Annotated in this window: 30 protein-coding genes, 1 other RNA gene and 1 pseudogene; 12 read left to right on the top strand and 20 right to left on the bottom strand. The window is 71.6% G+C overall.

The genetic code is table 11. The features are described from left to right. Positions 1-7: 7 nt before the first annotated feature. Together H0S66_RS12820 and H0S66_RS12815 are read right to left on the bottom strand one after the other, a co-directional pair. The gene (locus H0S66_RS12820) at positions 8-436 is read right to left on the bottom strand and encodes a nuclear transport factor 2 family protein (RefSeq protein ID WP_179615727.1); all 429 of its coding nucleotides are present in this window, start codon (positions 434-436) and stop codon (positions 8-10) included. 47 nt (positions 437-483) lie between these two features. Further along, positions 484-1353 (bottom strand): SDR family NAD(P)-dependent oxidoreductase, encoded by an 870-nt coding sequence (locus tag H0S66_RS12815; protein WP_218876317.1) that lies wholly within the window; start codon positions 1351-1353, stop codon positions 484-486. 73 nt (positions 1354-1426) lie between these two features. On the opposite strand from H0S66_RS12815, the gene H0S66_RS12810 reads away from it, so the two are divergent. Continuing rightward, a complete protein-coding gene (locus H0S66_RS12810) occupies positions 1427-1885 on the top strand; it encodes a MarR family winged helix-turn-helix transcriptional regulator (RefSeq protein WP_218876316.1) in 459 nt (152 codons plus the stop codon). 105 nt (positions 1886-1990) lie between these two features. Here the strand turns inward: H0S66_RS12810 and ssrA are convergent. Next, positions 1991-2361: a transfer-messenger RNA gene (ssrA, locus tag H0S66_RS12805) on the bottom strand. Between the two features lie 50 nt (positions 2362-2411). After that, complete coding sequence (locus H0S66_RS12800; RefSeq protein ID WP_179615726.1) at positions 2412-3479, bottom strand: PNPOx family protein; 1068 nt, start codon at positions 3477-3479, stop codon at positions 2412-2414. A gap of 137 nt (positions 3480-3616) precedes the next feature. On the opposite strand from H0S66_RS12800, the gene H0S66_RS12795 reads away from it, so the two are divergent. Continuing rightward, positions 3617-5002, top strand: coding sequence for an HNH endonuclease signature motif containing protein (locus H0S66_RS12795; RefSeq protein WP_179615725.1), 1386 nt, complete (start codon positions 3617-3619; stop codon positions 5000-5002). Positions 5003-5119: 117 nt separating this feature from the next. Here H0S66_RS12795 and H0S66_RS12790 read toward each other — a convergent pair whose 3' ends face one another. Then, positions 5120-5470 (bottom strand): Imm8 family immunity protein, encoded by a 351-nt coding sequence (locus H0S66_RS12790; RefSeq protein ID WP_179615724.1) that lies wholly within the window; start codon positions 5468-5470, stop codon positions 5120-5122. Positions 5471-5610: 140 nt separating this feature from the next. Here H0S66_RS12790 and H0S66_RS12785 point away from each other — a divergent pair, with 140 nt between their 5' ends. Further along, positions 5611-6393, top strand: coding sequence for a phosphotransferase (locus H0S66_RS12785; RefSeq protein ID WP_179615723.1), 783 nt, complete (start codon positions 5611-5613; stop codon positions 6391-6393). A gap of 56 nt (positions 6394-6449) precedes the next feature. On the opposite strand, the gene H0S66_RS12780 is transcribed toward H0S66_RS12785, so the two are convergent. From H0S66_RS12780 to ftsE, 5 genes are all read right to left on the bottom strand, one after another. Next, complete coding sequence (locus H0S66_RS12780; RefSeq protein ID WP_258016898.1) at positions 6450-7364, bottom strand: amidohydrolase family protein; 915 nt, start codon at positions 7362-7364, stop codon at positions 6450-6452. After that, positions 7357-7836 carry an SsrA-binding protein SmpB gene (gene smpB / locus H0S66_RS12775; RefSeq protein ID WP_179615722.1) on the bottom strand — a complete coding sequence of 160 codons (480 nt, stop codon included), beginning with the start codon at positions 7834-7836 and terminating at the stop codon, positions 7357-7359. The genes H0S66_RS12780 and smpB overlap by 8 nt, the downstream gene beginning before the upstream one ends. Positions 7837-7896: 60 nt before the next feature. Next, the gene (locus H0S66_RS12770) at positions 7897-9153 is read right to left on the bottom strand and encodes a M23 family metallopeptidase (protein WP_179615721.1); all 1257 of its coding nucleotides are present in this window, start codon (positions 9151-9153) and stop codon (positions 7897-7899) included. 52 nt (positions 9154-9205) lie between these two features. After that, the gene (ftsX, locus tag H0S66_RS12765) at positions 9206-10120 is read right to left on the bottom strand and encodes a permease-like cell division protein FtsX (protein WP_179615720.1); all 915 of its coding nucleotides are present in this window, start codon (positions 10118-10120) and stop codon (positions 9206-9208) included. 80 nt (positions 10121-10200) lie between these two features. Next, the gene (ftsE, locus tag H0S66_RS12760) at positions 10201-10890 is read right to left on the bottom strand and encodes a cell division ATP-binding protein FtsE (RefSeq protein ID WP_179615719.1); all 690 of its coding nucleotides are present in this window, start codon (positions 10888-10890) and stop codon (positions 10201-10203) included. A 72-nt stretch (positions 10891-10962) separates the two neighbouring features. Between ftsE and H0S66_RS12755 the strand changes: the two genes are divergently transcribed. The 5 genes from H0S66_RS12755 to H0S66_RS12735 all read left to right on the top strand — a co-directional run bounded on the left by H0S66_RS12755 (position 10963) and on the right by H0S66_RS12735 (position 13486). Then, positions 10963-11607: a hypothetical protein gene (locus H0S66_RS12755; protein WP_179615718.1), complete on the top strand. Its 645-nt coding sequence runs from the start codon at positions 10963-10965 to the stop codon at positions 11605-11607. Positions 11608-11636: 29 nt separating this feature from the next. Beyond that, the gene (locus tag H0S66_RS12750; protein WP_179615717.1) at positions 11637-11870 is read left to right on the top strand and encodes a hypothetical protein; all 234 of its coding nucleotides are present in this window, start codon (positions 11637-11639) and stop codon (positions 11868-11870) included. Between the two features lie 66 nt (positions 11871-11936). Continuing rightward, entirely contained in the window at positions 11937-12290 is a 354-nt protein-coding gene (locus H0S66_RS12745; RefSeq protein ID WP_179615716.1) for a hypothetical protein, read from the top strand. Next, the gene (locus tag H0S66_RS12740) at positions 12283-12786 is read left to right on the top strand and encodes a hypothetical protein (RefSeq protein WP_179615715.1); all 504 of its coding nucleotides are present in this window, start codon (positions 12283-12285) and stop codon (positions 12784-12786) included. Before H0S66_RS12745 ends, H0S66_RS12740 begins: the two co-directional genes overlap by 8 nt. Then, entirely contained in the window at positions 12779-13486 is a 708-nt protein-coding gene (locus H0S66_RS12735) for a hypothetical protein (protein WP_179615714.1), read from the top strand. Before H0S66_RS12740 ends, H0S66_RS12735 begins: the two co-directional genes overlap by 8 nt. Here the strand turns inward: H0S66_RS12735 and H0S66_RS21060 are convergent. The 5 genes from H0S66_RS21060 to H0S66_RS12715 all read right to left on the bottom strand — a co-directional run bounded on the left by H0S66_RS21060 (position 13372) and on the right by H0S66_RS12715 (position 18257). After that, the gene (locus tag H0S66_RS21060; RefSeq protein ID WP_420846874.1) at positions 13372-13803 is read right to left on the bottom strand and encodes a TY-Chap domain-containing protein; all 432 of its coding nucleotides are present in this window, start codon (positions 13801-13803) and stop codon (positions 13372-13374) included. The genes H0S66_RS12735 and H0S66_RS21060 overlap by 115 nt on opposite strands. Next, positions 13803-14918, bottom strand: coding sequence for a peptide chain release factor 2 (gene prfB / locus H0S66_RS12730; RefSeq protein ID WP_179615713.1), 1116 nt, complete (start codon positions 14916-14918; stop codon positions 13803-13805). The genes H0S66_RS21060 and prfB overlap by 1 nt, the downstream gene beginning before the upstream one ends. Positions 14919-14952: 34 nt before the next feature. After that, entirely contained in the window at positions 14953-16383 is a 1431-nt protein-coding gene (locus H0S66_RS12725; protein WP_179615712.1) for a CAP domain-containing protein, read from the bottom strand. A gap of 81 nt (positions 16384-16464) precedes the next feature. Next, on the bottom strand, positions 16465-16917 hold the full coding sequence (locus tag H0S66_RS12720) for a CAP domain-containing protein (RefSeq protein ID WP_179615711.1): 453 nt from the start codon (positions 16915-16917) through the stop codon (positions 16465-16467). Positions 16918-16937: 20 nt separating this feature from the next. Next, complete coding sequence (locus H0S66_RS12715; protein WP_179615710.1) at positions 16938-18257, bottom strand: cation:proton antiporter; 1320 nt, start codon at positions 18255-18257, stop codon at positions 16938-16940. A 197-nt stretch (positions 18258-18454) separates the two neighbouring features. Here H0S66_RS12715 and H0S66_RS21055 point away from each other — a divergent pair. Further along, a pseudogene (locus H0S66_RS21055) lies at positions 18455-18994 on the top strand (acyltransferase family protein); the annotation flags it as partial. Between the two features lie 76 nt (positions 18995-19070). Next, positions 19071-20441, top strand: coding sequence for an acyltransferase family protein (locus tag H0S66_RS12705; protein WP_180923613.1), 1371 nt, complete (start codon positions 19071-19073; stop codon positions 20439-20441). A gap of 39 nt (positions 20442-20480) precedes the next feature. Here the strand turns inward: H0S66_RS12705 and H0S66_RS12700 are convergent, their stop codons facing one another. Further along, the gene (locus tag H0S66_RS12700; RefSeq protein WP_179615708.1) at positions 20481-22019 is read right to left on the bottom strand and encodes a GntP family permease; all 1539 of its coding nucleotides are present in this window, start codon (positions 22017-22019) and stop codon (positions 20481-20483) included. 327 nt (positions 22020-22346) lie between these two features. On the opposite strand from H0S66_RS12700, the gene H0S66_RS12695 reads away from it, so the two are divergent. Beyond that, positions 22347-23957 (top strand): hypothetical protein, encoded by a 1611-nt coding sequence (locus H0S66_RS12695; RefSeq protein ID WP_179615707.1) that lies wholly within the window; start codon positions 22347-22349, stop codon positions 23955-23957. Further along, positions 23954-24496: a hypothetical protein gene (locus H0S66_RS12690; protein ID WP_179615706.1), complete on the top strand. Its 543-nt coding sequence runs from the start codon at positions 23954-23956 to the stop codon at positions 24494-24496. The genes H0S66_RS12695 and H0S66_RS12690 overlap by 4 nt, the downstream gene beginning before the upstream one ends. Before the next feature lie 21 nt (positions 24497-24517). Here H0S66_RS12690 and H0S66_RS12685 read toward each other — a convergent pair whose 3' ends face one another. Genes H0S66_RS12685 through H0S66_RS12670 form a run of 4 tightly spaced genes read right to left on the bottom strand, consistent with a single transcriptional unit; the run spans position 24518 to position 26029 of the window. Then, positions 24518-24976 (bottom strand): pilus assembly protein TadG-related protein, encoded by a 459-nt coding sequence (locus H0S66_RS12685; protein ID WP_179615705.1) that lies wholly within the window; start codon positions 24974-24976, stop codon positions 24518-24520. Beyond that, positions 24973-25431 carry a hypothetical protein gene (locus tag H0S66_RS12680; protein ID WP_179615704.1) on the bottom strand — a complete coding sequence of 153 codons (459 nt, stop codon included), beginning with the start codon at positions 25429-25431 and terminating at the stop codon, positions 24973-24975. Before H0S66_RS12680 ends, H0S66_RS12685 begins: the two co-directional genes overlap by 4 nt. Next, the gene (locus tag H0S66_RS12675; protein ID WP_258016896.1) at positions 25428-25817 is read right to left on the bottom strand and encodes a TadE/TadG family type IV pilus assembly protein; all 390 of its coding nucleotides are present in this window, start codon (positions 25815-25817) and stop codon (positions 25428-25430) included. Before H0S66_RS12675 ends, H0S66_RS12680 begins: the two co-directional genes overlap by 4 nt. Next, positions 25817-26029, bottom strand: a complete 213-nt coding sequence (locus H0S66_RS12670; RefSeq protein WP_179615703.1) for a hypothetical protein — start codon at positions 26027-26029, stop codon at positions 25817-25819. The genes H0S66_RS12675 and H0S66_RS12670 overlap by 1 nt, the downstream gene beginning before the upstream one ends. Positions 26030-26043 lie beyond the last annotated feature (14 nt).

Here is a 26043-nt window from a genome sequence, read left to right as displayed (position 1 = left end):
CTCAGGCTCAGAAGACGCTGTGGCCGCTGACGGTCTCGGCGGCGGCGACCACGGGCTGCAGGACGTCCCAGTGCTCGAGCGCCACCCCGTCGGCGTCCATCTTCCAGATGTCGACACCGGCGATCCCGAGGTCGTCGGGGTCGTCGCTGTAGAGGTTGAGGAAGTTCACGTGCGCCCACACCCAGTCGCCCACCGCGATGATGCGGTGGATCTCGACCCGGGCGAGCGGGTGGGCCTCGACGACGGCGGCGAACGTCTCGCCCAGCATCGCCCCACCGTCGGGGAGCAGCGGGTTGTGCTGGACGTAGTCGTCCGCGACGAGCGCGGCGGCGGCCTCGCGGGGCTGCTTGTCGTTGATGGCGCGGCGGTAGAACGCGATCAGGTTGTCCTTGTTGCGCACGGCCTGGGCGTCGGTGGTGTCCACGATCTCGATCATGATGTTGTCTCCTGTCGTTGGTGATGCGGTGGTTGGAAGGGTCGGGCTCAGACGAGACCGCCGAGCTGCAGTCGCAGCGCGTCGAGCTCGTCGTCGGTCATGGTCTTGGAGGCGTGCAGCAGCGCGGCGGCGTCGGGTCCGACGGTCCGTCGGCTCGGGGCCGGCTGCTCCTCAGCCGCCTCGATGACCTGGGTGGCCGCGTCGGTCGCGGTGATCCCCTCGCCCTGCTTGGCGTTGAACTGCTCCGCGAACCGCTCGAAGGGCGCCCCGTAGAGCTCACGTCCCTCGGGGGTCATGGCGGAGAGGAGCCGCTCGAACGCCGCGGCCGACTTCGCCGGGCCGCCGGTGAGCATGCTCCCGGGCGAGACGATGGTGACGTCGATGCCGAACTGCTTCAGCTCGGCCCGGTAGACGTCGGCGAACACCTCCGCCGCGGCCTTGGAAGCCCCCGAGGCGGCGTTGAAGGGGAGCGGCACCGTCGCGGTGATGGTGCTGATCTGCACGATGCGCCCGCGCGCGGCGCGCAGCGCCGGCAGGAACTCGTTGATCACCCGGAGCGGCCCGAAGGTGTTCACCTCGAACTCGCGGCGTACGTCGTCGATCGCCAGCAGCTCGACGGGGCCGGGGGTGAGGATGCCGGCGTTGCTGACCAGGAGGTCGACACCGGCCACGTGGTCCTGCACGCCCTCGGCCCAGGTGGCGACCGCCGCGTCGTCGACGATGTCGACGACCGCCAGCCGCACGGCACCCCCCGAGGCGGCATCGAGGTCGGTGATCTCCGCTGCCGCGAGGGCGGTCCCGAAGACCTGGTAGCCGCGTGCGGCCAGCCCCAAGGAGATCTCCCGACCCAGCCCGCTCCCGGCCCCGGTCACCACTGCTACTCGTCCGGCGTCCATCTCGACGTCACGCTCCTCCACTCGTCAGTTACTTGCTTCGTGAAACAAACACTATGCCTAGACAAGTGCTTGAGCAAGCAACTATCTTGTGAGCGTGCCCACACCACCACCTGCACGCGACCCGCTGACCCCCGTCGAGGAGCGGTTCATGCGGTCGCTGACCCGACTGCTGGCAGTCCTGCCCCGCAAGCTCGATGCGGACCTGGTCCGCAGCACCGGGATCTCGGCGACCGACTACTTCGTGCTCGTCCACGTGTCCGAGGCGCCCGAGCAGCGGATGCGGATGAGCGACCTCGCCGCAGGCGCCGCCATGTCGATGAGCGGGATCTCACGCGTCATCGACCGGCTGCAGAAGGCGGGGCTGGTGCGGCGAGACCGCTCCCCCGACGACGGGCGGGGTTGGGACGCCGTCCTCACCGATGTCGGGCTCCAGGAGCTCCGGGAGGCGTGGGTGGTGCACCTGGCGAGCGCACGCACCCACATCTTCGACCACGTCGGCGAGCTGGACCTCGACGCCGTCGCCGACATGTTCCAGCGGATGGCCGACTCCTAGTCCCCACCCACTGCGCCAGCCACCGCGCTTCCGTTCGACTCCTGGTCGGTGGCGCGGACGGCAACGGGCCCGCGGCGTCGCCGCGGGCCCGTTGCATCAGTCAGTCAGTGGAGCTGGCGGGAATCGAACCCGCGTCCTCGAGCGTCGAACCTGGTCTTCTCCGGGTGCAGTCTGTGATGTCGTTTTCTCAGCCCCGGTGCTCGCAACAGACACGTCACCGACGGGCTCAGTCAGATTTGAGTCCCGATCAACCACTCTGACTGCAGTTGATCAGCAAGTCTCCTAGTCGACGCCAGGTTCCGGGACGGAGACAGGTGCCCGGTCTGACGCTTCGATCACTGCTCAGGCAGCGAGAGCGAAGGAACTGCGATTGGTGTTGGCAGTTATTGGTTTCCAGCGATCGTTTACGAGATGGCGCTGGCTTCTCGACCCGCTTCTCCAGGAACTAACGTCCCAAGTCGAAACCGATCAGCCCCTCTTGAGTTTTCACCTGCATGCACAGGCTACCTGGCCCAACCACCCGAGGTCACGCGGCATTCCCGCCCGACCCCCACACCCGTACCACGACCCCGTTCGCAGGCAGGTGCGCGCGCGGCCAGCGCAGCGAGTACGTCGCCCAGGCCTCCTCGTGGTCGGGGTGGCCGGGCACCAGCGGCTCGGCGTACGCCGGGAGCCACTCGCCCTGCCACAGCACCTCGACCGCCGCGGTGGGCCGGTGCACGTTGCACCACCAGCTCGTGCCGTCGCGGGGCACGACGACGAGCGCGCCCTCGAGGTCGACGGCGTAGCGCACCGGCACCTGGTGGGTCCGCCCGGTCCGCCGACCCCGCACCTCGACCCCCACCAGGTCACCGTCGAGCCACCCCCACGAGGAGCCGAGCAGGCGCAGCAGCACCCGGTCCCACAGCGGGACGCCGGTCATCGACCCCAGCGCCCAGTACGTCGCCAGGCCGAGCAGGCCGCCCGCGACGGCTCCGGTCGCAGCCCCAGCGCCGACGACCTCCGCCGGCGACCAGTCCTGCCCAGGCAGCGAGGCCCCAGCGAAGATCGCCACCATCACCGGCGGCCAGGCCAGCGCGCTGGCCAGCACCCAGGCGCCGGGGTGACCCACCGCTGGCCGCAGCGCCGACGCCTGGGCCAGCCCGAGCAGAGGTCCGAGCACCACCCCGACGCCGACCGCCGCGAGCAGCAGCACCACCGGCGACGGGCTGCCGACGGCCTCCCCCGCCTCCTGGCCCAGCACCCCTGGGGCAGCCCCCGCCGCCCAGCCCAGGCCGGCCACCAGGACGGTGGCCGCGACGAAACGCGCCCGCCGCAACCGCGGGAGCCAGCACCCGAGGTTCCACGCCTGCGCCGACCCGAGAGCCAGCCCCTCGACGAGGCCGGCACCGACCACGAGCAGCAGGCCGAACCCGAGACTGCCCCGCACCCCCGGCTCCGCCGACCACGACCCCACCAGGCGCGAGGCCCCGGCCGCGGCGGCCAGGCCGACCGCCTCGGCCAGCGACAGCGCGGCCACCCAGACGCCCAGACCGGGCCGGTCCGCCGAGCGCGACGTGGGTCTCGGCCGGAGGTCAGCGGTCTGCGCCCTCATGACAACAGTCCAGCGCGCGCACGCGCGCTAGGGCAGCGACGAAGGTCCCGATCGCGCCGCCACAGGACCTCGAGAAGTTCTCCACAGATCTTCGAACTGGTGTTCCCATGCGGCCTTTGCTCTGGGGTCATGGAGGCATGACGTTGACGACGCTCCCGATCCCCACCGCGGCCCCCGCGGTGGCCGGCGCGAGCGCCGCCCTGGGCGAGGCGCACGCCATCGCCCTCGAGCATGTGGCCCGCGAGGAGCTGGGCCGGCTGCTCGAGACGCTGGCCGTCGTCGAGTCGCAGGCCGAGTCGCTGCGCCTCAAGGTCCTCGCCGAGGCCGAACGACGCCAGGTCGCCGCCGATGACGCGGCCACGGGCACCGATGCCTGGGCGGCCGCCCTCACCGGCACCACCCGCGAGGTCAACGCGGGCGGCCTGCACCTGGCCGAGCTGCTTAAGACGAAGTACCACCACACGCGCGAGGCGTACGCCGCCGGCCAGCTGCGCGCCGACCAAGTCCGGGTGGTCGTTCGCGCCGCTGAGCAGGCACCCCTCGAGACCACCCCCGAGCAGCTCGCCGCCGCTGAGGAGATGCTGGTCAACAAGGCCACCGGGGTCGGCACCCGCTCGGGGCGCCCAATGAACGCCAAGCGGCTCCGACAGGCCGCTCGGCGGATGCTCGACGTCGTCGACCGCGACCTCGCCGACAAGCACGAAGCGATCATGCTCGGCCGCGAGTCACGGCGAGCCAAGCACGAGACCTACCTGGCGCTGCACGACAACGGCGACGGCACCTACTCCGGGAAGTTCACCATCCCCGAGCTCCACGGCTCCCTGCTGCGCACCGCCCTCGAGACCCTGTCGGCACCCCGCCGCCTCAACAAGGCGCGTACCGGCCCAGAGGGCGAGAACTTCTCCGGCTACGACGAGTCCGCCCCCACCGGGCCGGACCACGGCCTGTCGGGCTGGGAGGTCGCAGGCAATGCGCTGTGCGAGCTCATCGAGCACCTGCCCACCGACGGCTGGAACGGCGCCAACGCCCTCACCCTCCTCGTCACTATGACCGCCGAAGACCTCACCCGCGACCTCGCCGCCACCGGCGACCTCGACCCCACCACCTGGCCCGACTGGCACGGACCCCACGAGACCGGCACCGCAAAGCTCGACACCGGCACCCGGGTCGCCGCCGGCGACCTGCGCCGCCTGGCCTGCGAAGCAGGCCTCGTCCCCGCCGTCCTCAACTCCCAGTCAGTTCCACTCGACCTCGGCAGGACCAAACGGCTCCACACCCACCACCAACGAAAAGCCCTGGCACTCGTCCACGACACCTGCGCCATCGGCACCTGCGAAAGACCCTTCGCCTGGACCGAGATCCACCATCTCCTCCCCTGGTCCCACCACGGCGACACCGACCTCGACAACGGCATCCCCCTCTGCTCTTGGCACCACCACCGAGCCCACGACCCCAGGTGGCACCTGCGCCAGCACCCCCTGCGCGGCTGGGAGCTGAAGGCGCGTCGCCGCACGCGGGGCTGACGCGCCGTCGGTCGGTGTCAGCCGGGCGCCCCCTATGCGATTGAGGTGTGACAGATCGGCACAGGGGCCACCGGTCCTACGTCAATGGAACAAGCTGCCGATGAGCGGAAGCACCACCTAGCCGGTGTAGTCCTCGAACTCCCAGTAGCCAAGACGGTTCAGCTGTTGCCCGACCTCAGCCCAGGTTTCCGCTGCCACGGCGTGCACTTGCTGGCGCAGCCACGACTCCAACTGGGCTGCGTCGAACGATTCGACGTCGACGACGACGTGGTGTCGTCCCGAGTACGGCTCCCCACCAGCCTTGCGCGCCAACCACTCCGGCGAGCAGACGGTCACGTCCAGGGACTCCTCGCCAGGAGCGTTCACAGGCCCAACAAGCAACCGTGCCTCGAACGCGAAGTCAGCAGGGTTGGCGCTTAGCGTCAACGGATGAGGGTCAAGCCGGATAGAGCGGACTTCGGCGCGCATGCGTCCATCGTTGCAGGCGCTCAACGTCCGCTCCTGGGGTCAATGGAACAAGTAGCCGCGATCCGCGCGGTCGTGCCGATGGATTGGCGTTCCACGAAACTCGCTGGTGTCCAGTCCGGTGGTCGCGCAACGGTCCCAGCATGGCGAACGACGAGGCACTTAACCGAGCAGCCGAAGTGAACGAGCAGTTCCGGCCGATCGTGTTGACGTCCGAGACGGTCACTCGTCCGGCCGGGACGCACACCGCGACTGTGCACTCGTTCTTGCGGCACGTTCGCGCGAAGGGGTTGGACTGCGTTCCCGAGCCCGTGTCGCTGGACGGCGAGACTGAGACGCTCCGCTTCATCGAGGGCGAGAGCGGCGGTGACGGGTGGAAGCACCAGCACGACGAGCAGGGGTTGCGGTCTGCGGCACGCCTCCTGCGACGTCTCCATGACGCTTCCGCTGACTGGGTCCCACCCGACGATGCAGTCTTCGCCGCACCGGCGGTCGACGGCGGCGACGTCTTCGTCAATGCCGACCCCGGACCCTGGAACTTCGTGTGGCGGGACGGTGAGGCCGTCGCTCTGATCGACTGGGACTTCCTCCACCGCGCACCCAGACTCAGCGACGTGGCCTACGCCCTGCTGTGGTTCGCTCCGCTACGAGCCGACGATGCAGCCTTAAATTGGCACCACTTCCCTCAAGTCCCCGATCGACGCGCCCGCATCGAGGCCTTCCTCGACGAGTACGGCACTGCGACTGGCTTTGACGTCGCCGACGCGGTCGTGCGACGGCGTCGGTACACCATCGAGCACGTCCGGTTCCTCGCGGACCAAGGGCAGGAACCGCAGAAGACGTGGATCGCCGACGGCAGCGTCGAGCAGGAGGAGTTGGCAGAGATCGAGTGGATCGAGAGGAACAGGTCGCTGTTCTCCAACTGACGCCCATGAAGCGTCCGGACATGCCGCGATCCGCGCGCTTAGCTATCGAACCTCGATCACATCGGGGGGCCCGGCGTGCCCACCAGCGCGGCCGCGTTGTGCCAGCAGACCGCGCGCAGCCAGTCGTCGCCCAGCCCGAGCCGCTCGAGGCCCTCGAGCTGGTGGGCGTAGGGGTACGGGATCGTCGGGAAGTCGGTGCCGAGCAGGATCCGGTCGCCGAGGTCGGCGAGCCGCTCCAGCATCCCGTCGGGGTAGGTGGTCGTCCAGAAGTCGGTGAAGGTCATCGTCGTGTCGAGGTGCACCCGGTCGTAGGTGTCGGCGAACGACATGAAGTCCAGGTAGTCCGGCGCCCCGAGGTGCGCGACCACCAGGCACAACCGCGGGTGCGCGGCCAGCACCCGCGCCATCGGCGCGGGGCCGGTGAAGTCGTTGCCGACCGGCGCGTGCCCGGCGTGCACCACGACCGGGGTGCCGGCCTCGGCCAGCAGCCCCCAGACCGGGTCGAGCAGCGGGTCGTCGAGGTCGAACTCGCCCACCTGCACGTGCACCTTGAAGATCTCCACCCCGGCCTCGAGGGCCGCCGAGACGTAGGCGCCGGCCTCCGGCTCGGGGTAGAACGTCGCCGACCACAGCGACTCCGGCGCCAGCAGCTTGAACTCGGCCCCCCACTCGTTGAGGTAGCCGGCGATGCCGGGCCGGTGGGCGTAGGGCAGCGACGAGAAGCGGCGTACGCCGAGCGCACGCAGCTGCTCGACCCGCTCCTGGGTGGTGCCGCGGTAGCGGATCGGCCAGGGCCGACCGATCTTCGGCCCGGCCTCGTCGAACTGCGCCCAGACCCGGCGCTGGATGCGCTCGGGCAGGAAGTGGGTGTGCACGTCGAGCAGCCCGGGCAGGCCGAGCCGCTCCCAGAAGGCGGTGGCGTCGCGGACCTCCTGGGCCCAGGTCACCTCCTGCTGGTCGGCCTCAGTCACGCATGCCCTTGAGGCGGCGCCCCACGGCCTGCTCGACCTCGCGCTTGGCGGTGCGCTCGGCGATGGACTGGCGCTTGTCCCAGTGCTTCTTGCCCTTCGCCAGGCCGATCTCGACCTTGGCGCGGCCGTTGACGAAGTACAGCGCCAGCGGGATGACCGTCAGGCCCTTCTCGCTGACCCGGCGCTCGATCTTGTCGATCTCGACCCGGTTCAGCAGCAGCTTGCGCTTGCGGCGCGCGGCGTGGTTGGTCCAGGTGCCCTGGGAGTACTCCGGGATGTGCACCCCGTGCAGCCACGCCTCGTTGCGGTCGATGTCGACGAAGCCGTCGACGAGGCTGGCGCGGCCCATCCGCAGCGACTTCACCTCGGTGCCCTGCAGCACCAGGCCCGCCTCGAAGGTGTCCTCGATGGCGTAGTCGTGGCGCGCCTTCTTGTTCTGCGCCACCATCTTCTGTCCCTGCTCCCTGGCCATCCGTCCATTCTCCCAGGTCAGGTCAACGCGGTTGCGGCGGGACCACCGACGAGCCGCTGCTCAGAGCCAGTTCATCGGGTCGACCGGGTTGCCGCCGACCAGCACCGTGTAGTGCAGGTGGCAGCCGGTCGACCAGCCGGTGTTGCCGGCGTACCCGATCGTGGCGCCGCGCGAGACCCGGTCGCCGACGTTGAAGCGGTAGCTGCGCGCGTGGTTGTAGACCACGGTCAGCGAGCGTCCGTTGACCTGGCCGAGGTTGAGGAAGAGCCGGTTGCCGTAGACCGAGGAGTAGTACTTCGCGATCACCGTGCCGGTGCCGGAGGCGGCCATCGGCTGCCCGCACGTCACGCCGAAGTCGGTGCCGTCGTGCATGCCGCGGTAGCCGTAGATCGGGTGGGTGCGCATGCCGAACGGCGAGGTGACCGCGCCGCCGACCGGCCGCAGCAGGTAGCCCGACGGCTTGGCCGCCACCGAGGTGCCGCGCGCCCGCCGGGCGGCCGCAGCGATGCGGGCCTTGATGCGGTCCTCCTGCTTGCGCAGCGCGGCCAGCGCCGCCTGGTCGGCCTGCTTGGCGGCCGTGGCCTTCTTGCGCGCCGCGAGCCGCTTGTCGACCAGTCCGCGCACCTCGTCGCGCACCTGCACCGCCTGAGCGGTCAGCGACTTCACCTTCGACAGGTGCGCCGCGGCGGCGGCCCGCTCGTCGGCGACCCGGTCCTTGGCGGCCTCTACCTCGTCCTCGCGGACCTGCAGCAGCACCTCGGCGGCGTCCAGGTCGTCGTACATCGACGTCTCGCGGCCCACGATGGCGCTGCTGGCCGCCTGCTGGCGGGTCAGGTCGCTGGTGGAGCTGGAGTTGAGCAGGCTGCCCAGGACCAGCAGATCGGGGCTGCCCTGCATGTAGGTGTCGGCGATGCGGTCCTTGACCACGTCGCGCTGGGTCTCGAGCGCCTCCTGGCCCACGACCAGGTCGTCGCGGGCGGTCTCGAGGCGCAGCTGGGCCGCGGCCAGGCGCTGCTCCATGCGGGCGTCCTCGAGCCTGGCCTCGTCGAGCTTGCTGCGCACGGTGCCCAGCTCGGCCTTCGCCGAGTCGAGCTCGGCGCGCGCCTGCGCGGCCGCCTCGAACGCCTTGCGGGTGGCCTTGCTCGAGTGCTCGAGGTCCTCGGTGGCGCTGTGGATCTCCTTCTGGACCTTCTTCTGCTGATCCTTCAGGTCGTCGTCTGCGTGAGCGAGTGGGATGGCCAGGGCACCCAGGACCAGCGCACCGGCCGTGGCGGCCGATGCGAGGCGGTGGCGCGAGGCGCTGGGGAAGGAGCGCACCGTATTGCCTTCGACGTCGGGGAAGAGTCGATCGAACGGTACGGCGCGCGACTCAGACTTTGACGTATTTGCGGGTCAGCGCGAGTGTCGGCAGCAGCGTGAGGACCGGCCCGAGCACCGCCACGACGCCCAGCGCGACCAGGTAGTCGTCCCAGCCGACCCACGGGATGAACTCCAGGTAGTCGCTGAAGCGCTGCTGCACCCCGAAGTACTGGAAGCCCGCCAGCGCTCCACCCGCGAGCACCACGCTGACGACCGCGGTGACCAGCGCCTCGAGCAGGAAGGGCAGCGCGATGTAGAGCGTCGAGGCGCCCACCAGCCGCATGATGCCGATCTCCTTGCGGCGCGCGAAGGCCGCCAACCGGATCGTGTTGGCCACCAGCAGCAGCGCCGAGACCACCAGCAGCAGGGCGATGCCGAGCGCGGCGCGCTGCATGGCCTCCATCGTGTTGATGATCTTGCCGGCGGTCTCGCGCTGGTCGACGAGCTTGGCGACGCCGTCGAGCCCGACGATCGCCGAGGTGATGCCCTCGAACTCGGCGGGGTCCTCCAGCGTGATCCACACCGACTCGGGCAGGTCCTCGGCGCCCAGGATCGCGTTGGGGCCCTCGAAGCGGTCGGCCTCCTCGGGGCCGTAGAGCTCCTTGACCTTCTCGAAGGCCGTCTCCTTCGACTCCACCCGGTAGGACGCCACCTCGGGGTTGTCCTCGACCGCCTGGAGGATGCGCTTCTTCTCGGCGCTGGTCACCTCGCCCTGGCAGCTCTGGTTGGGGTCGTCGTCACGGCACAGGTACGCCGTGATCTCGAGCTCGCTGCCGAGCTGGTCGCTGGTCTTCTCCGCCTGCCGGTTGAGCAGCGCGCCGGCGCCCACGAGCGTGAGCGAGACGAAGAGGGTCAGGATCACCGCCAGGTGCATCGAGAGGTTGCGACGCAGCCCCTGGCCGAGGTTGGAGAAGACGTAGCGCATGGAGGGAGGGACTCTCTGCCTGTAGGGGGCCGGTGGAGGAGGTGCGCTGGGTACGGCGCGAGCGAGTCAGTGCTGGGGACTCAGTGCTGGAAGCCGTAGGCGCCCTGCGCCTGGTCGCGGATCACCTTGCCGTGGTCGAGCTCGATGACGCGCTTGCGCATCTGGTCGACGATGCCGTGGTCGTGGGTGGCCATCACCACGGTGGTGCCGGTGCGGTTGATCCGGTCGAGCAGCTTCATGATGCCCACCGAGGTGGTGGGGTCCAGGTTGCCGGTCGGCTCGTCGGCGATCAGGATCATCGGCCGGTTGACGAAGGCCCGCGCCACCGCGACGCGCTGCTGCTCGCCGCCCGACAGCTCGTCGGGCAGCCGGTCGGCCTTGGAGTCGAGGCCCACCAGCTCGAGGGTCTCGGGCACCAGGGCCCGGACCTCCTTGGGCGAGTGGCCGGTCACCTGCATGGCGAACGCGACGTTCTCGGCGACGGTCTTGGACTGCAGCAGCCGGAAGTCCTGGAAGACGGTGCCGATTTGGCGGCGCAGCCGCGGCACCTTCCAGCCCGCCAGGCGGTTGATCTCCTTGCCGGCGACGTAGACGCGGCCCGAGGTGGGCCGGGTCTCGCGCAGGATCAGGCGCAGGGCGGTGGACTTGCCCGAGCCCGAGCTGCCGACCAGGAAGACGAACTCGCCCTTCTCGACGTCGACCGACACCTGGTCGAGGGCGGGCCCTCCGGTGCCGGGGTAGGTCTTGGTGACCTTCTCGAAGCGAATCACCCGGTCGAGATTACGCCAGGACGCCTGACAACCCGGACTCCTCGGGCCGCGCCCCGTCCGTAGGGTGGGCGGGTGCCGTCCCGCTCCCTCCTCGCACTGCTCCCTGCCCTGGTGCTGCTGCTGGCCGCGTGCAGCGACGAGCCGACCGCGCCCGGAGCCGACGATGCTGCGGAGCCGGCCGAGCCGACCGAGCCCGCGGTGAGCACGGTGGCGCTCGCCGACATCGACACCTCCGACCTGGTGGTGCCGCGCGTCGGTCTGTGCGACGGCCTGCCGGTCGCGGCGGTCGAGGCCGCTCTCGGCGGCGAGGCCCGCCGCAGCGAGACCTGGGCCGACGGCGAGGAGGCCCGCCTGTCCGCCGAGGTGCGCGACGTGGCCCACGAGGACGGCTGCCGCTTCGACGGCCCCGCCCGCACCAGCGCCGCCGCCTGGGTCTTCACCCCACCGGTCTCCCCCGCCCGCGCCGAGGAGCTGGCCGAGAGTGCCCTCGACGGCGCCGGCCGCAGGTGCCGCGACGTCCCCGACGCGGCGGCGTACGGCGACCCGTCGGTGGCGCAGACCTGTCGCAGCGGCCCGCTGCGCGAGACCAGGTACGCCGGGCTGGTCGGTGACGCGTGGGTGACCTGCAGCCTCAGCGCGCCCCGGTCGGTGGAGCGCGCCGACCTCGAGGAACGCGCCGACCGATGGTGTGCCGCGGTGCTGTCGGGGGAGGTTTGACCCACCCGCCCAGGTGGGACGATCGCCTCGTGACCACCTCCGCGAGCCGCACGCCGGGGCGTCTCCACGTGGAGCCGGCGGACCTGCGCACCGCCGCACGCCTCCTCGACTCGACGGCGGGGTCGCTGGCGTCGGTGGCTCCGGACCTCGACGGACGACCCGACGCCGGGGCCTCGTCGGACGAGCTGGCCACGGCGCTGGGCGCGCTGGCCCAGGCGGTGGCTGCGGTGGCGGACGAGGTCCGCGACATCGCGGACCGGTGACCGTCTCCCCGACGTCGGCGAGGGCCTGGACGACGTCGGTGACGCCCTGACCTTCTGGGACTGATCGTGATCTACCTCTTCATGCTGCTCAGCGGCACGGCTGCGGCCGGGTTCAACACCTGGCAGCGACGCGGTCGTTCGAGCGCCGCTCGACGATGGGCCCACGGCACCCACCGAGACTTCGCCCAGCGCAACGTGCTGATCCTGTGGCCGCTGCTCGCCGCCGCCCTCCTGCTGGGCGCCGCCCTCGGGGGGCTGCAGCGCGCGGGCGGCCCGACCACACCGGTGGCGCTGCTGCTGGGACTCGTCCTCGTGGCCTGGGTGGGCTTCGCCGCGCTTCCGCTGCCCGTGCCCTCCGCGGTCCAGCCGCGGTGGTACCGCGACCGGCCCACGTCGCCGGACGGCCGGTCGCGTGACTGACCCCGCTCCCCCGTCGTACGCCGCCCCGGAGGTGCCACCGGGGTGGGACAAGCTGGCGCTGGCGCCGGTGGGCGCGCTCTGGGCCGCGGTGCAGGCCGGTGACCCGGCCGGAGCGGGCGGGCCGGCCGAGCGGGGGTCTTTTCGCGCCAACCTCGTGCTGACCTGCGACGACCTGCACGGGCTCAGCTTCCGCGACTGGCAGGTGGGCACCGCCCAGCTCCTGCCCCGGACCCTGCGTGACTACCACCTCATCGAGATCGAACGGCTGCGCATCGACGACCTGCCGGGCGGGCGACGGCTGGCGCACCACGTCGACCTCGAGGGGCGGGCCCTGACCATGGAGCAGTGGTTCGTGCGCGAGGACGATCGGCACGCCTGGTCGCTGACCGCGACGTTCGAGACCTGGTCCTACGACGCCCTCGCCGACTGCTGCGCAGACGTCGCTGCGGCGTGGCGACCGGTCAGCGGCCGCCGGAGGAACAGCGCCGATGTCTGATCCGTCCACTGCCGCCCAGGGGCAGCGCGTCGACGACCAGGGTCTCGCCGCGCTCCTGCTCTCCGGCCACCCGGTCGCCGAGGTGGCGCGTGAGCACGCGGTCGCGGTGGACCTGGTGGTGGCCGGGCCGACCCTCCTGCGGCACCGCGCCTGGGCGGCCCCCGACCGGATGGCGGTCGTGCTCGCCGTGCAGCCGGGACTGCACCAGGTGATGATGCTCCCGCCCTCGCACCTGGCCGTCTCGCTGGTCCGCCTGACGCGCCCGGGTGTCGCACGTCGTGGCCCGCGCGTAGAACGCGTCTACCCGGCGAGGGAGCTCGATCGGCTCCTGTCCACCGACCCGGCGGTCCGCGCCGACGCCCTCGAGCTGGCCGGCGCCTCGCGCGCCTGGCGGCTGGAGGTGTCCTCACCCGGCCGACGGGTCGAGGTCGTGGCGGTCGACGGAGCGCACGGCCCCTTCCTGGCAGATCCTGGCGCCGACCTGCTCCGCCCGGTCGATGCGACCTCGCTCTACCGGGTGTTCTCGACGCTGCTGCCGTCTGCCGACCCGCTCCCGCGCTCGCCCGGGGGCTCCGAGCCGCGGGCTCAGGGTCCGGCTTGGAGGTCCACCGCGTCGGGCGAGGCCCCGAGGACGTCCAGTGCAGCGACACACAGCCGTGCCGCCGCCGCGGACTCGGAGACCGGCAGGACCCGCCAGTAGCTCGGCCACGAGGGCTGCACCCCCGTCGCGTCCATCTCGCCGGGCACCAACCAGCCCAGCCGCCGCAGCCGCGTGTGGGCGGTGTCGTCGATCTCCCAGCCGCCGCCGAAGGAACGAGCCCCGACGCACTCGACGTACACGTGCGCCCCGTCGCGGCGCGCCTGCACGTACCTGGTGGGCGCCGTCGGCGCCTGTCGACGCCACCACGCCCGGCGCCCCAGGACGCGTGGAGCCTCGCCGAGCACGACGAAACCACCCTCGGGCAGCTCCCGGAGACGGCACTCGAGACGACGTCGCACGTCGTCCCAGCCGACCATCAGGCGTCGGTCTTCTCGGCGCCCATCCGCCAGCGGATGCCGGCCTCGAGGAAGCCGTCGAGGTCGCCGTCGAAGACGGCCTGGGGGTTGCCGACCTCGTAGGAGGTCCGCAGGTCCTTGACCACCTGGTAGGGGTTGAGCACGTAGTTGCGCATCTGGTCGCCCCACGAGGCCTGCACGTCGCCGCGCATCTCGTCGAGGTGCGCCTTCTCCTCGGCCTTCTTGCGCGCCAGCAGCTTGGCCTTCAGCACGACCATCGCGGACGCCTTGTTCTGCAGCTGCGACTTCTCGTTCTGGCACGAGACGACCACGCCGGTGGGGATGTGGGTCAGGCGCACCGCGGAGTCGGTGGTGTTGACCGACTGGCCGCCGGGACCGCCGGAGCGGTAGACGTCGGTGCGGATCTCCTCGTCGGGGATCTCGATCTCGTCGGTCTGCTCGAGCACCGGCACCACCTCGACGGCGGCGAAGGAGGTCTGGCGGCGGCCCTGGTTGTCGAAGGGGCTGATCCGCACCAGGCGGTGCGTGCCGGCCTCGACGGAGAGGGTGCCGTAGGCGTAGGGCGCGTGGATGGCGAAGGTGGCCGACTTCAGGCCCGCCTCCTCGGCGTAGGAGGTGTCGAAGACCTCCACGGGGTACTTGTGCTGCTCGGCCCAGCGCGTGTACATCCGCATCAGGGTCTCGGCGAAGTCGGCGGCGTCGACGCCACCGGCGCCGGCGCGGATGGTCACCAGCGCCTCGCGGGCGTCGTACTCGCCGGAGAGCAGGGTGCGGACCTCGAGCTGCTCGACGGCCTTCTTGACCCGGGCCAGCTCGCGCTCGGCCTCGGCCATCGAGTCGGCGTCACCCTCCTCGACCCCGAGCTCGACGAGGACCTCGAGGTCCTCGATGCGGCCCGAGAGCTCGGCGAAGCGGTCGACCTGGCCCTGCAGCAGCGAGAGGCGCCCGGTCACGCGGGTGGCGTTGGCCTGGTCGTCCCACAGGTCGGCCGCGCCGACCTGCTCGCCGAGCTCGGCGATCTCACGACGCATCGCGTCGATGTCGAGCACCTGCTCGACGGTGCGCATGGTCGCCTGGAGCTGCTTGATCTCGAGGTCGTAGTCGATGCCTGCCACAAGGAGCAAGACTACGCACCTCCCAGGGCGGTTCCTACTTGCGGCCGAAGACCTGGGCGGCGTACCAGGTGCCGTCGTCGCTCTTGCTGGCACCGACACCCAGCAGCCGGAAGCGGCCGTCGAGGATGTTGGCGCGGTGGCCCGGGGACCCCATCCAGCCCTTCACCACGGCCTTGCCGCTGGAGTAGCCGTAGGCGACGTTCTCGGCGACCCGGCTCAGGTCGCACTTCTCCAGCACCGGACCGAGGTCCTGGTGGAACATCCGCTCCTGGTTCGCCATCCGGCGGGCCTGCCGGTCGGCGAAGCGCTGCACGCACTTCTGCTTGCGCAGCCCCACCAGGTCGCGCTTGGTGCGCTGCACGTTGGTCTTCTTGTGCACCGACTTCTCGTACGCCGCCGCGCTCGGGCCAGGGGTGGGCGTCGGCGTCGGCGTCGGGGTCGGCGTCGGGGTCGGCGTCGGAGTGGGATCGGTGGGTTCCGAGTCCGGGTCGAGGAGCCGGACCTCGTAGGAGAGGTCGTCGGTCGAGGTGTCCCCCAGCCGGGCGCCCGACACCGTGACCGAGACCGTCCGGTCGCCGGGTTCGGAGCCGAGGTCGGGCACGGAGAAGACCACCCGGTCCCATGCTGCGGTCTCGACGTCCGCGGCGACGGGTGGCTGTCCGTCGATGCTCACCGTGACCCTCGCACTCTCGAGGTTGCGTTGGTCGTCGGACGCCAGGAACAGCGACCACCGCCCGGAGTCCGGCAGGAGCGGCCGCGGGAACCACCCCGCCACCGGCCACGTCACCGGTTCGACCCGGTCGACCTCGCGCCACGGGTCGTCGACCACCCACAGGGCGTTGGCCCGCGAGGTGCTCCCGGCACCCACGCGGGTCAGTGTCGGGTGGAGGATCCACCACCGGTGCCCGACCCATCCGTTGTTGGACCCAGGGTCGTTGATGTAGCCACCGATCGACGGCACCCCGGTGACACCGAGGTAGAGGTTCGACCTGGACGCCGCCTCCGCGCCCTCCTCGCTCCAGCACGGCCACGACTTGTCCGGGCTGTGGCTCAGCCGGCTGGCGGCATGCATCATCAGCGCAGCCTTCTGCGCCTTGGCGGACCATGCCGCGTCGAGGACCACCGACGGCAGGCCGGCGAGGTCCCTGACGTAGTTGACGGCCCCGATGATGCCCTCCTGCGTCTGCTCCCCGGTCCGACCCTCGCGGCACGATGCGACGTCGCCGCCCTGCCACTCGGTCGGGACGTCCTGCAGCGGCAACCAGACGTCCTCGTAGTCGCCCAGCACCTCCGCGCGCGTCGACGCGACCGCGGATCGCTGCGGGCTCGCGGACTGCACGACCCCGTCGGCCGGTGCCGCCGGCCCGGGGCCGGCCTGCGCAGTCGTCGTCGCGACCGGCCCGGCACCGATGAGTACGGCGACGACGGCCAGGGCGGCCAGGGGCCTGCGGGGTCCACGGTTCACGTGAGGAGAGTGGACCAGGCGAGCGGCTGTGTCTCGCGATTCGAGCATCTCGGGTGAAGAAGAGGCCCCGTCGGGCGGTTCCTACTTGCGGCCGAAGACCTGGGCGGCGTACCAGGTGCCGTCGTCGCTCTTGCTGGCACCGACACCCAGCAGCCGGAAGCGGCCGTCGAGGATGTTGGCGCGGTGGCCCGGGGACCCCATCCAGCCCTTCACCACGGCCTTGCCGCTGGAGTAGCCGTAGGCGACGTTCTCGGCGACCCGGCTCAGGTCGCACTTCTCCAGCACCGGACCGAGGTCCTGGTGGAACATCCGCTCCTGGTCCGCCATCCGGCGGGCCTGCCGGTCGGCGAAGCGCTGCACGCACCTCTGCTTGCGCAGCCCCACCAGGTCGCGCTTGGTGCGCTGCACGTTGGTCTTCTTGTGCACCGACTTCTCGTACGCAGCCGCGCCGGCGGCGTGGGCGGTGGTGGGGGCGGCGACGCCTCCGACGACGGTCAGGAGCACGACGAGCAGGGCGGCGAGGGGGGATCGCATACCCGGGAGGGTACGGGCTGCTAGGCCGCCGGCACCCGTTCGCGACGCTCGAGCAGGTCCATCGCCGGGCCGACCAGCACGCCGTGCACCAGCACCGAGGCCACGACCGTGAAGCCGACGGTCGACCACAGCCAGCTCTGCCCGAAGTCGTCGACCTCACCGGCGGCGTAGGCCAGGTAGAACAGCGAGCCGACGCCGCGGACCCCGAAGAACGCCGCGGTGAGCCGCTCGGCCCGGGTCAGTCCGCCCCGCTCCCCCGGCGGCACCGGCCGCACGCTCAGGGCCAGGTAGCCGGCCAGCGGCCGCACCACCAGGATCAGGCCCAGACCGATCGCGACCCCGCGCCAGTCGAGGGCCTCGAGCAGCCCGCGGGTCAGGGCGATGCCGAGCACCAGCAGCACGAAGAGGGTCAGCAGCCGCTCGAGCCGCTCGACCACCTCGTGCATCGCGCGGTGGTAGTCGTGGCGGCGCTCGGAGGCCCGGAAGGTCATCGCGCAGGCGAAGACGGCCAGGAAGCCGTAGCCGCCGAGCACCTCCGCCGCGCCGTACGACGCCGTCAGCGCGGCCACCGCGAGCAGCGGCTCGCCGCGGTCGGCGATGCGCAGCGTGGGGCTGACCGCACGGAAGGCGAAGCGGGCCAGCACGTGGCCCACCGCGACGCCGGCGAGCACCCCGATGGCGGTCTTGCCGAGCAGGTACCACCCGACCCACTCCAGCGCCGTGGCGCCGAGCGCGCCGCCGCCGGCGACGAGGACCGCGAGGTAGACGAAGGGGAAGGCCAGCCCGTCGTTGAGACCGGCCTCGGCCGTCAGCGCGAAGCGGACCTCGTCGTCCTCGTCGATCGGTGCGCAGTCGTCGGCCTCCTCGCCGACCACCTTCCTGGTCGCGGGCCCGCCGACCTGCACGTCGGAGGCGAGCACGGGGTCGGTGGGCGCCAGCACCGCACCGAGCAGGATCGCCACCGCGGGGGCCAGCCCGGCCCACCAGCCCAGCAGCGCCACCCCGGCGATCGAGAGCGGCATGGCGATGCCGAGCAGCCGCCAGGTCGGCGACCAGGCCCGGCGCGACGCCTTCTGGCGCGGGTCGAGGGGCCGGTCGAGCGCCAGGCCGACGCCCATCAGGGCGATCAGCACGGTGAGCTCGGTGATGTGCTCGATCGCGGCCCGGTTGTCCTGCGGGCTCAGCGGCAGGTCGTCGGGCAGCGGGGTGGCGCCCAGCAGCATGCCCAGGCCCACGAGGACCATCGGTGAGGTGAGCGGCAGCCGGCCCAGCGCGCTGGGCAGCACGATGGCCAGCAGCAGGCTGGCGCCGGCCACGAGGTAGACGAGGTCGGCTGTCACGCGCTCGAAACTACCGCGACCGACCGGGTGGTGTCGGGCGCGGCGGTGCGGGGCCGGGTCCGTGCGATCGCAAAGTTAAGGTGCGGTCCGTGACGACCACGACCCGCCCGGCGCCGACGTCCGCGCCGGCGCCCCGGCCGACGGCCGCCCCGCTCGCCTACCGCCCGCAGCTCGACGGCATCCGCACCGTCGCGGTGATGCTGGTGCTGCTCTTCCACGCCGAGCTGCCCGGCTTCGCCAACGGCTTCCTGGGCCTGGACCTCTTCTTCGTGCTGTCCGGCTTCCTGGTCACCACCGTGGTGCTGCACGGCGCGAGCGCCAGCGGCGAGCTGCGGCTGGGGGCGTTCTTCGCGCGTCGCGCCCGTCGGCTGCTGCCGGCCGCCGTCGTCACCGTCCTCGGCACGTGCGCCCTCTTCGTGCTGCTCGCCTCGAAGCCCGAGCGCCTCGAGCTCGTCTCGCAGGCCCGCTCGGCGCTGCTGTACGTCGCCAACTGGCAGTTCATCCTCGACGGCGCCGACTACTTCGCCCGCGACGTGCAGGAGTCGCCGTTCCTGCACTTCTGGTCGCTCTCGGTGGAGGAGCAGTTCTACGTGCTGCTCCCCCTGGTGCTGCTGGTGTGGTGGCGCTGGGGCCGTCGCAACGAGGTCGTGCTGCTCGGCGTGCTGGTCGGCCTGGTGGTCGCCTCGGCCGTCAACCAGCTCGTCTGGGCCCAGGTCAACCCCTCGTGGGCGTACTACGCCACCGACGCCCGGCTCTACCAGCTGATGACCGGTGCGGCGCTCGCCGTGCTGCTGCGGCTGCGCGCGGCGCGCGGTGCGGACGAGGGCCACCACCGCCCGGGGCGCGGCGCTGCTGGCCACCGCCGGGGCCATCGGTGTCGCGGTCGTGGCCTCCGAGCTGCTCGCGATGGCCGCCACCACCCGCAACCTGGTGGCCACCCCGCTGCTGGCGGCCCTGGTGGTGGGCGTCTACCTCGCCCCGGGCGCCTGGCTCTCCCGGCTGCTGTCGCTGCCCACGCTGACCTACCTGGGCCGGATCTCCTACGGCATCTACCTGTGGCACTGGCCGATGCTGCTGGCGGTCGGCCGGGTGGTCGAGGTGGGCCCCGCCCTCACGGCCGCGGTCGGGACGGTGCTGTCGGTGGGCCTGGCCTCGATGTCCTACCACCTGCTGGAGCACCCCGTACGGCGCGCGCGCTCGCTCGACGGCTGGTGGTGGCCCACCGTCGCCGGTGGCCTGGCCGTCAGTCTTGCGGCCGCGCTCCTGGTGGCGCCCGCGCTGCTGCGGAGCGACAGGACCCCGATCGCGACCGCCTCGGCCGCCACCACCCGGGTCGACGAGTCCCTGACCAACCGCCGCCTGGGCCGGCCGGTGCCGCCCATCGACTACGCCGAGGTGGCGGAGGACAAGGGGCCCGAGGGTGTCTACTGCACCCCCGACGCCCCCGAGGACTGCCTCGTGGTCGACGGTCCCGGTCAGCACGTCGTCCTCGTCGGCGACAGCCACGCCCAGATGCTCACGCCCGCCTTCGAGGCGCTGGCCGAGGAGAAGGGCCTGCGGCTCTCGGTCAGCATCGTGACGGGGTGCCCGTGGCAGGACGGCCTCCTCAACACCCGCAACCCCACCGCAGTGCAGGAGGCCTGCACGACAGCACGGGAGGACTTCTACACCGAGACCCTGCCCCGCATGGACGCCGACGCCGTTGTCCTGGTGCACCTGCCCCGCAGCGACCGGACCTGGGAGGGCAAGATCCGCTCCCGCGAGGGCGAGCAGCTGCCGCTGGCCCGCATGCAGCTCGACGGCGTACGCCGCACGGTCGACCTCGTGGAGGCCGCCGGCGCCAGCGCCGTGATGGTGCGCAGCATCATCGGCACCGGCGGGTTCGACCTCGGCGGGTTCGACCCCCTCGACTGCCTGGCCCGGGCCCGGGTGCTGGGCGACTGCGTCGTCACGGTGCCGCTGGGGCGTCCGCTGGCCGACGGGATGTACGACACGGCCGCGATCGACACCGAGTCCGCCGGGGTGGTCGACCTCAACCCGGTCATCTGCCCCGACGCGCCGGTCTGCCTGCCGGTCGTCGACGGCACCGTCGTGTGGTTCAACCCCACCCACGTGACCGCGACCTACCTCGTCGAGCAGCGCGAGCAGATCTGGACGGCGCTCACCGGCACCGGGCTGCTCTGAGCCCGGTGCCGGTGAGGGTGCCGGCGTCCGCTCGGTGGCTCAGAAGCCGCCGAAGAGCGTGCCGAGGGTGATCACGGTGACGAGCGCGACGACCGGGATCGCCACGGCCACCACGAAGATGTCCTTGTAGGACTGGCGGTGGGTCAGGCCGCAGATGGCCAGGACCGTGACGACCGCGCCGTTGTGGGGCAGGGCGTCGAAGCCGCCAGCGGCCAGCACCGTGACGCGGTGCATCAGCTCGAGGCTGATGCCCTGGGCGTCGGCCAGCCCGCGGAACTGCTCGCCCAGCGTCTGCAGGGCGATGCTCATGCCGCCCGAGGCCGAGCCGGTGATGCCGGCCAGGACGTTGACCGCGACGGCCAGCGAGATGACCGGGTTGCCGGAGATGCCCAGCACCGAGTCGCGCACGGTGCGGAAGGCGGGCAGCGAGGCGATGACGGCGCCGTACCCGACCTCGCTGGCGGTGTTGAAGATCGGCAGGAAGGAGCCCATGGTGCCGGTGTTGACCGACTCCTTGACGTCGCCGAAGCGGTTGAGGTTGAAGGCGACGACGACCAGCGTCGAGACGACCAGGGCCACCACGATGGCCCAGATGCCGCCGACGGTGTCGATGTCGGTGTTGCCGTAGGCGTCGCCGGCCAGGTAGTCGGTGTCCATGGCCGGGAAGACCCAGGTGACCAGCACGTAGTTGAGCGCGATGACCACGAAGATCGGCAGGAACGCGACGAGCACGCTGGGTCGCGGCAGGGTCGACTGGTCGGTGGCGACCGGCTCCCCGGTCGCGGCGGTGGCCGTCGCGGTGCCGGCACCCTCGGGGGCGGTGCCGGTCGCGGTGCCGCCCGAGGTGCCGGTCGAGGTGCTGCCCCGCTCGTCGCGGTCGGTGCCCTTGCCGGTGACGCGGGCCAGCAGACCGGGACCCTTGGGTGCCTCGGCGGGCAGGTAGGTCTCGCCGGCGGCGGTGAGCTTCTTGGCGCGGTACATCAGCCAGGCCGTGCCGCCGCCGAACATCATGATGGCGGCGATGATGCCCAGCCCGGGGGCGGCGAAGGCGTTGGTGCCGAAGAACGGGGCCGGGATGGCGTTCTGGATCTGCGGGGTGCCGGGCAGGGCGGTCATCGTGAACGTGAACGAGCCGAGCGCGATGGTCGCGGGGATCAGCCGCTTGGGCACCCCGGCCTCGCGGAAGAGCGCGGCCGCGATCGGGAAGACCGCGAAGGCCACCACGAACAGCGAGACCCCGCCGTACGTGAGGATGCCGCAGGCCAGCACGATCGCGAGGATCGCCTTCGTGTCGCCGAGCTTCTCGACGATGAAGTAGGCGATCGCGCGCGCCGAGCCGCTGTCGTCCATCAGCTTGCCGAAGAGGGCGCCGAGCAGGAACAGCGGGAAGTAGGTGATGAGGTAGTTGCCCAGTGCCGGCATGAACACCTGGGTGTAGGTGGCCAGCATGGGCAGCCCGCCCGCGAACGCGGTGGCGAGGAGCGCCATCAGCGGGGCCAGGATGATCACGTTGACGCCGCGGTAGGCGAAGAAGATCAACAGGGCCAGCGACAGGATGATTCCGAAGAGCCCGATCATGGGCGGGGTTCCTTCCGTTCAGGGCGACCGCCGTCGCGGGGTGTGACGGCGGTCTCGTGCATCAGGGTGACGCTACGCACGCTCTGGCCGGAGAGGTATGTGCCCGGCTCACACAGAAGTGCCGGTGGGTTGTGACCTGACTAGACAGGTGTGATCAAGCGCCCGTCGGGCTGGGGGGATCGGCCTCCGGAAGCCCAGGCTGCCTGGTTCCACTTGTACGGACTTGTCCGGGATGTCCGGACGTCGCTCCTCCAGGGTTCCGTGGCGCTTTGGGTGGTCCCACGCGGACGCCAGCAGGGCGCCCCTGACCGCCCCGAGGACCCTTTCGTGAGCTTTGCTGAGCAGCACCTGGACATGTTGGTGGCGCTGCGCGCCATCTCGCTGCCCACCTATGTCGACCTGATGCGACGCTGCCACGAGCCGGCGTCCTTCAAGCCCGCCACCACTCTGGTCGCCGAGCGGTCGCAGGCAGACGGCTCGGGCCTGCCCGACCTCACCACGCTGCTCGGCTCCCCCGGGTACCGCGACTTCCTCGCGGACGTCTCGCACCTGGCCCCGCAGCACGTGCCGGTCGTCCAGCAGCTGCTCGAGACCAAGGAGTACGGGCAACGCCTGGCCCGGACCAAGGCCTCGTCCTTGCAGGAGTACCTCGACGAGCTGCGGGTCGTCTCGCCCGAGGAGATCAGCCGCGCGCTGGTCACGGGCACCATCGTGAACGCCGTCGACGAGCACGGGGACCCGTTGCCGGTGCGCAGCGACGAGGACGTCAGCGGTGCCTTCCTGGAGACCCCCACCGCCACGGCGTACATCGACGCGGAGGTCCTGCGCAGCGTGCTCGCCGACTTCGCGACGGGAGCCAGCGGCCAGGTGGCCAACCCCCAGGGTCTGAGGCTGCGTGAGGTCGTGATCGGCGGAGAGCTCAACCTGAACTGGTTGCGACTCGACTTCCCGCTCGGCTTCGAGGGCTGCGACTTCCACCACTGGGTGAGCGCGAACCACCTGGTGGTGCCGTGGCTGTCCTTCGACTCGTGCGACTTCACCCCCGTCGGGCAGGCGTTCCACCGCGAGCGGGGGGCACTCAACGCCTCCTCGATCGAAGTCGCGTCGAGCCTGCGCTTCTGGGGATGTCGAGGCCTCGGACAGCTGTTCATCCCCGACGCGGTGATCGGCGAGTTCTCACCGGCCAACCCGGAGGCGTCCTCCTCCTCGACTGCGACGACGTTCCGGACGGTGATCGACGGCGCCCGCTTCGGGAAGCTCTGGATCCCGCCGGACGAGGGCGCCATCCCGTTCGAGGTGAGCAGGTCCGTCAGGATCGGCAGCGTGGGTCTCGCCGACGTCGAGGACACCCCGGGCAAGAAGTCCGACGCGGCGGCCGCCCGTCGCCTCCACGACTGGCTCACGGCATCGTCCGCCTCGTTGCCGGAGGAGGTCTGGAACCAGCTCGAGCAGGCGTTGCGCCGGTCCGGGAGGGCGCGTGCCGCGACGGAGTTCGGTGTGCTGGGGGCCAAGGCACGCACCCGGCACGAGCCATGGGGGTGGGCTGAGCGGTTGGTGCTGGGGCCCACCGTCCGCTACTTCTACAGCAACGTCCGGGCGCTGTGGTGGCTGCTGGGTCTGCTGGTCGTCGCCGTTGTGGTGACCTTCTCCTTCGCCCACCAGTTCGTCCAGTCACCGTTGGCCAACCCGTCCACGCTTCCCGACGGGTGGTGGGAGTCCTTCATGGACAGGGGCGCGTGGTCGCTGCTGTACGCCACGGACACGGTGCTGTCCCCGATCTCCCTGGGACAGGCCCAGACGGTGTGGCCCGAGTCCCCGTGGCTGACCCTCGCCCTGGCCTTCGTCAAAGGACTGAGCCTGCTGCTGCTGGGCCTGCTGGTCGTGGGTGTCACCGGGCTGGCCGAGAAGCGCGGCACGGCGGACGGCTCCGTCCCGTGACGCGCCCGACGCCCGACGACGAGCAGGACGCCGCCCTGATCCTGGGCATGGTCCACCTGCTCGTGGGGCGCCCCGACCTGAACCGGACCAAGATCATCCGTGACGACATCGACTACATCTGGGCCAAGCCGCGGGAGACGCAGCAGGGCCACCGCAGGCGGTCGGCCGGCGCCTGGTGGTCGCCGGATGCGATGCGGCTCAAGGACCAGCCGCGGACCAGGGCGGAGGACGGCAGCGTCGTCGGCACGACCGGCGAGCACGTGGTGCCGATGCGGGTGGTGAGCAAGCACCTGCTCGAGCTCGCGGAGTCGGGCCGGCTGACCGACACCACCGTGCTCCTGCGGCTCCTGCGCCTGCCCATGGCCGTCGTCACCGTGGAGGAGGACCACCGGCTGCGTCGACAGGACATGCCGCCTGGGTGGACCTTCGCCGCCGCCGAGGCCGACTGGGACGTCCTGGTCTGGGCTCGGTACGCCGAGGCCGAGCTCCCGATCGAGCACTTCCGACGGCTGGAGGAAGGCAGCGAGGCCCTCGTCTGACGGCTGCCGCCAGGGCCGGGCTCACCGCTCGACGTCGGAGACGGCCGACCCCTCGGCCGAGACCGCGGGCGCTTCGGGGGCGCCGGGCATGCTCAGCGGCAGGTCGAGCGGGGCGCTGAGGCGCACCTGCACCGACGAGCGGGCCTGGTCGACGACGACCACGAACCGCAGACCGGGGTACTCCTCGTGAGCACCGACGCTGCGCAGGTAGTCGGCCACCCCGGCCCGGGCGACCCCGGCGTCGAGGGCGAGCTGGTCCTGCGGCACGCCCTCGGTGTACGTCGACGCCCCGGTCGCGCCCGCGTCGGCGCCGTACAGCGCGGCGCCGTCGGCCAGGGTGCTGAGCCCGGAGCGCTGCAGGTAGGCGGCGCTGACATCGACCACCACCGCCACCCCCAGCGCGAGCACGAAGGCGAACCCGACGATCAGCACGCTGACCTGGCCCCGCTCGTCGCGCCGGCTCGTGGGTCGGGGCCTCATCGGGTGATCTCCTGGTACTGCCCGATCGGGACGGTGTGGCTGGAGGCCAGCGCGAAGCTGGGTGCTCCCCCGCCGAGCACGTCGGGCATCAAGGGCAGCTCGACCTTCGAGTCGACACGCACCGTGATGACCGCGGTCCCGGAGTGGCAGTCGGCCAGCTCGCCGCAGCGCACGTCCACGGTGACGGGGACGTCGTCGAGGCCCTGGTCGGCCAGCGCCTGCCGGGCCGCTGCCCTCGCGCGGTCGTGGCCGCTGGCGTCGTCGGGGGCCAGGGCGTAGGCCCGCGCCGCCGACCGGGCTGCCGACTCCACGCCGAAGGCACCGCGCTGGACCTCGAAGACGCTGACGACGATCCACAGCATCGGCACCAGGAGCAGGACGCCCAGCCAGACCAGCTCGACCAGGGCGCTGCCGGTCTCGTCGCGGTACCGCCGACCCACCGGCCGCCGGCTCACTGCTCCTCCTCGACCGCGTGGCCGGCGACCTCGATGCCCACCCCCGGGCCTCCCAGGCCCAGCGCGGGCACGGTCGCCCGCACGGTGACCACGACGGTGGGTGCGCCGTCGACCAGCACGGTGCGGGCGGTGACGTCCTGGGCGAAGCGGCCCGAGACTGCGCCGTCGATCTGACTGCGGGTGCGCGCGATCCCGTCGCCCTCGCCGCGACCGGCCGTGGCGGCGTACCGGGCGCCCTCGGAGGCGGCCGAGGCCAGGGTGTTGCGCACCAGCAGCACCAACGAGACCTGCAGGATGCCCAGCACCAGCGGCACGAGCACGACCAGCACCAGGACGAAGTCGACGATGGCCGCGCCGCGGCAGCTGCGCCGACGCAGCAGCGGCACTACTTCACCTTGTTGAGCGCGTTGCGCAGCATCTGCCCCAGCTCGTCCTGGGCGATCGAGCCGATCGCGACCACGATGCCGGCCGACATCACGGTCACCAGCACCCACCCGGGCACGTCGCCGCGCTCGTCGCGGCGCGGGCCGCTGCGGTGGGCGGGTGCCACCAGGGCGAGCCAGAGCAGCACCAGTCGGTGCGCGAGGAGGGATGTCATGTGGGTGTCCTTTC

Origin of the sequence: Nocardioides marinisabuli (assembly GCF_013466785.1) — a bacterium.
GTDB classification, from domain to species: domain Bacteria; phylum Actinomycetota; class Actinomycetes; order Propionibacteriales; family Nocardioidaceae; genus Nocardioides; species Nocardioides marinisabuli.
Note: the sequence above shows the minus strand (reverse complement) of the source record. Positions and strands in the feature narration are given on the sequence as shown.

What these genes read in the sequence shown, in the direction of transcription:
- H0S66_RS12795 (WP_179615725.1), top strand. Translation starts at nt 3,617, where the DNA reads ATGACGTTGACGACGCTCCCGATCCCCACCGCGGCCCCCGCGGTGGCC.
- H0S66_RS12785 (WP_179615723.1), top strand. Translation starts at nt 5,611, where the DNA reads ATGGCGAACGACGAGGCACTTAACCGAGCAGCCGAAGTGAACGAGCAG.
- H0S66_RS12670 (WP_179615703.1), bottom strand. Translation starts at nt 26,029, where the DNA reads ATGACATCCCTCCTCGCGCACCGACTGGTGCTGCTCTGGCTCGCCCTG.
- H0S66_RS12820 (WP_179615727.1), bottom strand. Translation starts at nt 436, where the DNA reads ATGATCGAGATCGTGGACACCACCGACGCCCAGGCCGTGCGCAACAAG.
- H0S66_RS12685 (WP_179615705.1), bottom strand. Translation starts at nt 24,976, where the DNA reads ATGAGGCCCCGACCCACGAGCCGGCGCGACGAGCGGGGCCAGGTCAGC.
- smpB (WP_179615722.1), bottom strand. Translation starts at nt 7,836, where the DNA reads ATGGCCAGGGAGCAGGGACAGAAGATGGTGGCGCAGAACAAGAAGGCG.
- H0S66_RS21060 (WP_420846874.1), bottom strand. Translation starts at nt 13,803, where the DNA reads ATGGTCGGCTGGGACGACGTGCGACGTCGTCTCGAGTGCCGTCTCCGG.
- H0S66_RS12800 (WP_179615726.1), bottom strand. Translation starts at nt 3,479, where the DNA reads ATGAGGGCGCAGACCGCTGACCTCCGGCCGAGACCCACGTCGCGCTCG.
- ftsX (WP_179615720.1), bottom strand. Translation starts at nt 10,120, where the DNA reads ATGCGCTACGTCTTCTCCAACCTCGGCCAGGGGCTGCGTCGCAACCTC.
- H0S66_RS12735 (WP_179615714.1), top strand. Translation starts at nt 12,779, where the DNA reads ATGTCTGATCCGTCCACTGCCGCCCAGGGGCAGCGCGTCGACGACCAG.
- H0S66_RS12790 (WP_179615724.1), bottom strand. Translation starts at nt 5,470, where the DNA reads ATGCGCGCCGAAGTCCGCTCTATCCGGCTTGACCCTCATCCGTTGACG.
- H0S66_RS12700 (WP_179615708.1), bottom strand. Translation starts at nt 22,019, where the DNA reads ATGATCGGGCTCTTCGGAATCATCCTGTCGCTGGCCCTGTTGATCTTC.
- H0S66_RS12720 (WP_179615711.1), bottom strand. Translation starts at nt 16,917, where the DNA reads ATGCGATCCCCCCTCGCCGCCCTGCTCGTCGTGCTCCTGACCGTCGTC.